Origin of the sequence: Streptococcus oralis (genome assembly GCF_001588645.1) — a bacterium.
Taxonomy (GTDB): Bacteria; Bacillota; Bacilli; order Lactobacillales; family Streptococcaceae; genus Streptococcus; species Streptococcus oralis_AB.
The window spans coordinates 47,434-56,799 of the sequence record NZ_LAYF01000002.1; the positions used below are offsets into that span (position 1 = coordinate 47,434).

The window sequence follows — 9,366 nt, forward strand, 5'->3', positions numbered from 1 at the left end:
GAAGGTACTTATATGATTAAATATAGTATCCGTGGTGAAAACCTAGAAGTAACAGAAGCAATTCGTGATTATGTAGTTTCTAAACTCGAAAAGATCGAAAAGTATTTCCAACCTGAGCAGGAGTTGGATGCACGTGTGAACTTGAAAGTTTACCGTGAAAAAACAGCAAAGGTTGAAGTAACAATTCCGCTTGGGTCTATCACTCTTCGTGCTGAAGATATTTCTCAAGATATGTATGGTTCTATCGATCTTGTAACAGATAAAATTGAACGTCAGATTCGTAAAAATAAAACTAAAATCGAACGTAAGAATAAAAATAAAGTTGCGACAAGTCAACTCTTTACAGATGCTCTAGTTGAAGATGCAAATGTTGTGCAACCCAAAGTCGTTCGTTCAAAACAAATTGATTTGAAGCCAATGGATTTAGAAGAAGCGCTTCTTCAAATGGATTTATTGGGACATGATTTCTTTATCTATGTAGATGTAGAAGATCAAACAACTAATGTTTTGTATCGCCGTGAAGATGGTGAAGTCGGTTTGTTAGAAGTGAAAGAATCATAAAATAGAATTTTCAAAGTGGTTTACACCCGTGTAAACCACTTTTGTATTGCAATATTATAAAAGGTATAAATGGGGGCAGTTATGAAAGACGTGGTGATTGTTTCTGCAGTACGAACTCCAATAGGCTCCTTTGGAGGAAGTTTGAAGAATGTTTCAGCTGTTGATTTGGGAGCTTTGGTTATTAAGAGTGCTTTGGAAAGAGCCAATGTCAAACCAGAGCAGGTAGACGAAGTGATTATGGGGAATGTCCTAGGCGCAGGTTTAGGTCAAAACGTAGCTCGTCAAATGAGCGTTCATGCAGGACTCCCTGAATTTACACCAGCCTTTACTATCAACAAGGTTTGTGGTTCCGGTTTGAAGGCCGTGCAGTTGGCTGCTCAAGCGATTCGATGTGGCGATGCAGATATTATCGTAGCTGGTGGTGCAGAAAACATGAGTCAGGCGCCATACGTTTTGCCAAGTTTCCGTTGGGGTGGCCGTATGGGAGATTCAAAAGCGGTAGATACTATGATTAAGGACGGTTTGTCTGATGCCTTTAACGAATACCATATGGGGATTACAGCTGAAAATGTGGCTGAAGAATATGGTATCAGTCGAGAAGAACAAGATGCTCTTGCTTTAGAGTCACAAAAACGTGCAGTGGCGGCTATAGAATCTGGCCGCTTTAAAGAAGAGATTATTCCGGTGGTCATTCCTCAACGCAAAGGCGATCCTATCGTTTTCGATACAGATGAATATCCTAGAAAAGATGCTAGCTTAGAGAGTTTGTCTAAGCTAGATCCTGTTTTCAAAAAAGACGGTTCTGTCACAGCGGGAAATGCTTCCGGTATCAATGACGGGGCAGCGGCTGTCTTGGTCATGAGTGCTGAAAAAGCTGAAGAATTAGGACTCTCAGTGATTGCTCGCATTCGTTCGTATGCAAGTGCAGGTTTGGACCCTAAGATGATGGGATGTGGGCCGATTTATGCGACTCGCAAGGCTCTTGAAAAAGGCAATTTGACAGTTGATGATCTCGACTTGATTGAGTCAAATGAAGCCTTTGCTGCCCAGGCTTGTGTGGTTGGGAAAACACTTGGCTTTAACACAGATATTGTCAACGCCAATGGTGGCGCCATTGCTCTTGGTCACCCAATTGGGGCTTCCGGTTGCCGTATCCTAGTAACGCTGGTACATGAGATGATGAAACGTGATGCTAAAACTGGTTTAGCTACTCTCTGTATCGGAGGAGGGATGGGAACAGCCCTCATCGTTGAACGTTAGGTGTTAGTGATCTGAACACGTGGGTAGGAGGGTGATGATTCCCTCCTCTTTTTGTGTCTGAGGTTAGAGAAATGAAGGGCTTGCATCTTTTAAAAGGTCGCTTTTTAAGGGTTTTTGTGATATAATAATGCGCAAGAGGTTTAGAATGAAAAAAAATAATTTAATCCCGTTTTCTGCAGTCTTGCTAGGAATTGCAACTTTCGGAATCTTAACTTTGCTGATTATTTTTTCACATAATCTTGCTGTAACAATCAGTGTCTTGTTTTTATTTGTACTTCTTTATCTGCTTTTATTTGTCTGGCAAAAAAAACAGTATGAAAAGAGCGAAATTGAACAAATCCAATACGTAAATCATCAAGCTGAAGATAGTTTAAACACGCTGCTCGAACAAATGCCGGTTGGTGTTCTGAAATTAGACCTATCTACTGGCGAAGTGGAATGGTTTAATCCTTATGCTGAGTTGATTTTGACTACTGAAGAAGGCGAAATTGATGTTGAATTGATTCAAACCATCATCAAAGCTTCGGTGGGGAACCCAGGTTCTTACGCTACCTTGGGGGAAACACGCTATGCCGTTCATATGGACAAGGCTTCGGGTGTCCTGTATTTCTTTGACGTTTCAGGGGAATATGAAGCAACTGTTGAATTGGTAACGAGTCGACCAGTGATTGGGGTCATCTCGGTCGATAACTACGATGATCTAGAAGATGCAACTTCGGATTCGGATATCAGTCATATCAATAGTTTTGTGGCCAACTTTGTATCGGAGTTTGCGGAGAAGTATGCCATGTTTTCTCGGCGAGTGGGGATGGATCGGTTTTATCTATTTACTGATTATACCGTGCTTGAGGAATTGATGAATGATAAGTTCTCTGTCATTGATGTTTTCCGCGAAGAGTCGAAACAGAGACAATTGCCCTTGACTTTAAGTATGGGATTTTCTTATGGTGATGGAAATCATGATGAGATAGGAAAAGTTGCTCTCCTAAACTTGAACCTAGCCGAGGTTCGTGGTGGTGACCAGGTAGTTGTCAAGGAAAATGATGAAACCAAGAACCCAGTCTATTTTGGTGGTGGTTCCGCAGCCTCTGTTAAGAGAACAAGAACACGTACTAGAGCCATGATGACAGCTATTTCAGATAAAATTCGAAGTGTAGATCAAGTCTTTGTAGTTGGTCACAAGAATCTAGATATGGATGCTTTGGGCTCAGCGGTTGGTATGCAGTTGTTTGCGAGCAATATTACAGAAGACAGTTATGCAGTCTACGATGCAGATCAAATGTCGCCAGATATCGAGCGGGCTATCAACTTCTTGGAAAAAGAGGGTGTCACCAAGCTCTTGCCTCTGTCTGATGCGATGAGGCTAGTTACAAAGCGCTCTTTGTTGATTCTAGTGGATCATTCCAAGACAGCTTTGACCTTGTCCAAAGGTTTTTATGATCTATTCACGCAAACCATTGTCATTGACCATCATCGACGTGATCAGGATTTCCCTGAGAATGCAGTCATCACCTATATTGAAAGTGGGGCAAGTAGTGCCAGTGAGTTGGTCACAGAATTGATTCAGTTCCAAAATTCTAAGAAAAATCGTTTGAGTCGTATGCAGGCCAGTGTTTTGATGGCTGGTATGATGCTGGATACCAAGAATTTCACATCTCGCGTGACGAGCCGAACCTTTGATGTGGCTAGCTATCTGAGAACACGGGGAAGTGACAGTATTGCTATCCAGGAGATTGCTGCGACAGATTTTGAAGAGTACCGTGAGGTAAATGAACTCATTTTACAAGGTCGTAAGTTAGGTTCAGATATCTTGATTGCCCAAGCTAAGGACTCAATGTCTTATGACACAGTTGTTATCAGTAAAGCTGCCGATGCTATGTTAGCTATGTCTGGTATTGAAGCCAGCTTCGTTCTAGCAAAAAATACACAAGGATTTATCTCTATCTCGGCTCGAAGTCGTAGTAAAATCAATGTGCAACGCATTATGGAAGAGTTGGGTGGTGGAGGTCACTTTAATCTAGCTGCCGCGCAAATCGAGGATATGAGTTTGTCGGAAGCAGGAGAAAAATTGACTCAACTAATCTTGGAAGAACTAAAGGAAAAGGAGAAAGAAGAATGAAAGTAATCTTTTTAGTAGATGTTAAAGGAAAAGGGAAGAAAGGCGAAATTAAGGAAGTACCAACTGGCTACGCTCAAAACTTCCTGATTAAAAAGAATTTGGCCAAGGAAGCAACTGCTCAAGCAGTGGGTGAGTGGCGTGGAAAACAAAAATCAGAAGAAAAGGCTCATGCTGAAATGATTGCTGAAGCAAAAGCCATCAAGGCTAAGCTTGAGGCAGAAGAAACAGTTGTAGAGTTTGTTGAAAAGGTTGGACCAGATGGCCGTACATTTGGTTCCATCACTAACAAGAAAATTGCAGAAGAATTGCAAAAGCAGTTTGGTATTAAGATTGATAAACGCAATATTCAAGTGCAAGCACCAATTCGAGCAGTAGGTTTGATTGATGTACCAGTGAAGATCTATCAAGATGTTACAAGTGTCATCAATCTTCGTGTAAAAGAAGGTTAAGTTTACAACTTCTTGACAAGATTGTAAAAGGAAGGAAAGTCGGATGGCAGAAGTAGAGGAACTGCGAGTTCAACCTCAGGATATTTTAGCAGAACAATCTGTTCTGGGGGCTATTTTTATAGATGAGAGTAAGCTCGTTTTTGTCCGAGAATACATTGATTCTCGCGACTTCTTTAAGTATGCTCATCGGTTGATTTTCCAAGCGATGGTAGACTTGTCGGATCGTGGGGAAGCGATTGATGCGACGACGGTTCGAACGATTTTGGATAGCCAAGGGGATCTCCAAAATATTGGTGGCTTGTCTTACCTTGTTGAAATTGTCAACTCTGTACCAACTTCAGCCAATGCGGAGTATTATGCTAAAATTGTTGCCGAAAAGGCTATGCTACGTCGCTTGATTTCCAAGTTGACAGAGTCTGTCAACCAAGCCTATGAAGCTTCTAAGCCTGCAGATGAAATCATCGCTCAAGCAGAAAAGGGACTCATTGATGTCAGTGAAAACGCCAATCGCAGTGGTTTCAAGAATATTCGAGATATTCTGAATATCAACTTTGGGAACCTAGAAGTTCGGTCACAACAAACAACGGATATCACAGGTATTGCTACAGGCTATCGTGATTTGGACCATATGACGACAGGTCTCCACGAGGAGGAGTTAATTATTCTAGCGGCGCGACCAGCGGTTGGTAAGACAGCCTTTGCTTTAAACATTGCGCAGAACATCGGGACTAAGTTGGACAAGACGGTTGCCATCTTTTCACTGGAAATGGGTGCGGAAAGTCTAGTAGACCGTATGTTGGCGGCCGAAGGATTAGTGGAGTCCCATTCTATCCGTACAGGTCAATTGACTGATGAGGAGTGGCAAAAGTATACCATTGCTCAAGGGAACCTAGCTAACGCGAGTATCTATATCGATGATACGCCAGGGATTCGAATCACGGAAATTCGTTCGCGCTCACGTAAACTGGCTCAAGAAACAGGTAATCTAGGCTTGATTTTGATCGACTACCTACAGCTTATCACAGGGACTGGTCGTGAGAACCGCCAACAAGAAGTCTCTGAAATTTCTCGTCAGTTAAAAATTCTAGCTAAGGAGCTAAAGGTTCCAGTAATTGCTCTCAGTCAGTTATCTCGTGGAGTTGAACAGCGTCAGGATAAGAGACCAGTCTTGTCTGATATTCGTGAATCGGGTTCTATCGAGCAGGATGCGGATATCGTAGCCTTTCTATACCGTGACGACTACTACGGTCGTGCGGGTGAAGAAGAGGAAGGAATTCCAAATAACAAGGTTGAGGTTATCATCGAGAAAAACCGTAGTGGAGCTCGTGGAACGGTGGAATTGATTTTCCAAAAAGAATACAATAAATTTTCAAGTATCTCAAAGAGGGAGGCATAAGATGTCAGATGCATTTACAGATGTAGCCAAGATGAAAAAAATCAAAGAAGAAATCAAGGCACATGAGGGACAAGTCGTTGAAATGACTTTGGAGAATGGCCGTAAGCGCCAAAAAAATAGATTGGGTAAGCTAATTGAGGTTTATCCATCTCTATTTATCGTTGAATTTGGGGATGTTGAAGGAGACAAACAAGCCAATGTCTACGTTGAATCCTTCACCTACTCAGATATCTTGACAGAAAAGAATTTGATTCGCTATCTAGACTAAGAATCCTAAAATGAAGTGAGCTTTGCTCACTTTTTTCTTTTTCTCCCGAATAGTATAAACGAGGGGAACCTCGGAAATTTATATTATTAAGGAGAATGAATGACGTTTTTAAAATCAGGAGTTAAGAAGAGTAGCTGTACTCAGTTGAGTGTAGGGCTGGCTACTTTGTTTGTTACAAGTACCTTTTTGTTTGGTGGGGAATCAGTTCAGGCCGACAGTGTAGCGCGTGGAGATGACTATCCGCTTCACTACAAAAATGGTAGTGTTGAAATCGATCAGTGGCGGATGTATTCTCGCCAGTGTACCTCCTTTGCGGCCTTTCGTTTGAGTAGTGTAAATGGCTTTGAGATTCCTCCTGCTTACGGAAATGCGAATGAATGGGGACATCGTGCAAGGCGAGAAGGCTACCGTGTGGATACTAAGCCAGAAGTTGGGGCTATTGCCTGGTCGACAGAAGGTTATTATGGGCACGTGGCCTGGGTATCAAATGTATCAGGGGATACGATTGAAATTGAAGAGTATAACTATGGGGTTCGAGAAAAGTATAACCGTCGAAAAGTCAAGGCTAGTTCGATGACAGGTTTTATTCATTTCAAGGATTTATCTACTAGCCATAGTGCGGGTGAGAATGCTCGTAGCTCAGAGCTTCCGTCTAGTGGGACAATGGTATTCACGGGGAAATCGCCTATTATGGACCAACCATCAAGTACAGGACAGGTTATTGACTACTATTATGCTGGTGAGAGTGTAAGCTATGACCAGGTTATTGAAAAGGATGGATATAAGTGGCTCGGCTATCTATCCTACAGTGGTGCTAGAAGATATGTGCAGTATGCAGAGTTAATCAATACAGTGAAAGGCTGGAAAAAAGAAGGAGGGAGTTGGTATTACCGAGAGAATGGTAAGCTAGCGACAGGATGGAAAAAAGTTAATGGCAATTGGTATCATTTAAAAGAAAATGGGGCCATGTCAACTGGCTGGATTAAGGATGACTCTCACTGGTATTATCTAAAGGCTTCGGGTGAGATGCAGACGGGATGGGTTAAAGACAAGGGAACTTGGTATTACTTAGAGGAATCTGGTCGGATGAAAGCTAGTCAATGGTTCCAAGTCTTGGGTAAACATTACTATGTCGATGCTTCGGGAGCCTTAGCTGTTAATACGATTATTGATGGCTACAGACTAGACAGTGATGGGGTAAGAATAGGAAGTGTTTCTTAAACATTATACAAGCTTTCTTCTTGTTGATAAAATTTTAAAAGCTATAACAAACTAGTTGACGTTCGTTAAGGAATATAATATAATAACATCGAAAACTAAAAAGGGGCATCATCTAATGGACAAGAAGAAAGTTATTTTAACAAGTTTAGCAAGTGCAGCTGTATTGGGTGCTAGTGTACTCGTTTCACAGCCTTCAGTAGTTAAGGCAAATGAAGGGAAAGCAGAAGAGCAGGCAGTTGCTCCTGCACAACCACAAGCTGGAACAGAAGGGGAGAGCGGTGCTCAAACTGAAAAGGGATCAGAAAACGCTAGTCCAGCTAATCCTGGTGCGACAAATCCAGCTAAGATGACCAAAGAAGAGTTGATGAAGGCTTTGGATGAACTTGAGGAACAGGCTATTAGTGATATTGAGGATAAGGAAGCAATTGAGGACAAAGAGGCTGCAACTGAAGCTGTGAAGGAATATATCGGTAAGATGTATATTTCAGACACTCTTGAGTCTGGAGAGCTCAGCCTAGATAATATCATCGCTGAATTGCCAGAAGGTGCAGAAGATAAGGCTGTGGTAACAGGTCCTGAAGCTCAAACTAATAAAAAATTATCTACTGAGGAGAAGGCTCTACTAGACCAGGCTGAAAAAGATGCTAAAGAACAAGTTTCTCAAGCGACGGATGCTCTGGTTCAAGCCCTAGAATCTCTTGAAAATGCTGTAATTGAAGATATTAAAAAAGACGCTTCAGTCACCGATAAAGAAACGGCCATCAAAGAAGCCAAAGAAGAGATCGGTAAAGAAGACCTTTTGAAGGCTATCGCAGATGAGGATTTGGAGATTGGTGATGTTATTGTAGACTGGCCAGCAGATACGAGCGAGCACAAAACAGTAGTTGAACCTGTATCAGAATTCACAGATGAAGACCAAGCTAAGTTAGACGAAGCTGATAAAGAGGCCCAGGTTGATGCAGCTAAAGTTCGCTCAGATTTAATCGCTACCCTAGAAAAAATTGAAAGAGAGACAATCGACGACATCAACAAAGATGCCACTATCACTGATAAGGAAGCAGCAATCAAGGCGGCTAAAGAAGTGATTGGCAAAGATGCCATCTTGAAAGCCATCGAAGATGGCGACATTGATGCCTCAGACTTATTGGCAGATTTCTTGGCAGAAGACAGTGAACAAGTAACACCGGCCGAATCAAAAACTCAATCTCAACTTTCAAGCAAAGACCAAGCCAAACTTGCTGCAGCAGATAAGGAAGCAGTAGAAGAAGCTAAGAAAGAAGAAGAGGCTAAGCAAGCAGCGGAAGAAAAAGCTCACAGCGAATTGCTTTCAACGCTTGAAGGTATCGAAAAATCAACCATCGACGACATCAACAAAGATGCTACTATCACTGATAAGGAAGCGGCGATTAAAGCAGCTAAAGAAGTGATTGGCAAGGAAGCTATCTTGAAAGCCATTGAAGAAGGTGACATTGAAGCGTCCGACTTGTTGGCAGATTTCTTGGCAGAAGACAGCGATCAGGTAACACCAGCCGAAGCAAAAACTCAATCTCAACTTTCAAGCCAAGACCAAGCTAAATTCGCTACAGCCGACAAGGAAGCAGCGGAAGAAGCAGCAAAAGTTCGAACAGAATTGCTTTCAACTCTTGAAGGTATCGAAAAATCCACCATTGACGACATCAACAAAGATGCCACTATCACTGATAAGGAAGCAGCGATCAAGGCAGCTAAAGAAGTGATTGGCAAGGATGCTATCTTGAAAGCTATCGAAGATGGAGATATCGAAGCGTCCGACTTACTGGCAGATTTCTTGGCAGAAGACAGCGATCAGGTAACACGAGCCGAAGCAAAAACTCAATCTCAACTTTCAAGCCAAGACCAAGCTAAACTGGCTACAGCGGACAAGGAAGCAGCTGAGGAAGCCAAGAAAGAGGAAGAAGCTAAGCAAGCTGCGGAAGACAAAGCTCACAGCGAATTACTTTCAACTCTTGAAGGCATCGAAAAATCAACCATCGATGATATCAACAAGGATGCCTCTATTACCGATAAGGAAGCAGCGATCAAGGCAGCTAAAGAAGTGATTGGCAAGGATGCT

At 42.2% G+C, this 9,366-nt stretch carries 8 protein-coding genes; all 8 read left to right on the plus strand.

What is annotated here, in order from left to right; genetic code table 11:
- Positions 1-12: 12 nt before the first annotated feature.
- On the plus strand, positions 13-561 hold the full coding sequence (gene hpf / locus A0739_RS01440; protein WP_000599111.1) for a ribosome hibernation-promoting factor, HPF/YfiA family: 549 nt from the start codon (positions 13-15) through the stop codon (positions 559-561).
- 81 nt (positions 562-642) lie between these two features.
- On the plus strand, positions 643-1,821 hold the full coding sequence (locus tag A0739_RS01445; RefSeq protein WP_061586813.1) for an acetyl-CoA C-acetyltransferase: 1,179 nt from the start codon (positions 643-645) through the stop codon (positions 1,819-1,821).
- 145 nt (positions 1,822-1,966) lie between these two features.
- On the plus strand, positions 1,967-3,940 hold the full coding sequence (locus A0739_RS01450; protein ID WP_061586814.1) for a DHH family phosphoesterase: 1,974 nt from the start codon (positions 1,967-1,969) through the stop codon (positions 3,938-3,940).
- Positions 3,937-4,389: a 50S ribosomal protein L9 gene (gene rplI, locus A0739_RS01455; protein ID WP_061586815.1), complete on the plus strand. Its 453-nt coding sequence runs from the start codon at positions 3,937-3,939 to the stop codon at positions 4,387-4,389. Before A0739_RS01450 ends, rplI begins: the two co-directional genes overlap by 4 nt.
- A gap of 43 nt (positions 4,390-4,432) precedes the next feature.
- The gene (gene dnaB, locus A0739_RS01460) at positions 4,433-5,785 is read left to right on the plus strand and encodes a replicative DNA helicase (protein WP_061586816.1); all 1,353 of its coding nucleotides are present in this window, start codon (positions 4,433-4,435) and stop codon (positions 5,783-5,785) included.
- A gap of 1 nt (position 5,786) precedes the next feature.
- Positions 5,787-6,053, plus strand: coding sequence for a Veg family protein (locus A0739_RS01465; protein ID WP_001278165.1), 267 nt, complete (start codon positions 5,787-5,789; stop codon positions 6,051-6,053).
- 99 nt (positions 6,054-6,152) lie between these two features.
- Positions 6,153-7,274 (plus strand): CHAP domain-containing protein, encoded by a 1,122-nt coding sequence (locus A0739_RS01470; protein WP_061586817.1) that lies wholly within the window; start codon positions 6,153-6,155, stop codon positions 7,272-7,274.
- A gap of 115 nt (positions 7,275-7,389) precedes the next feature.
- Positions 7,390-9,366, plus strand: a 1,977-nt coding sequence (locus A0739_RS01475) for a hypothetical protein (protein WP_061586818.1), incomplete at its 3' end; no start/stop codon positions are given.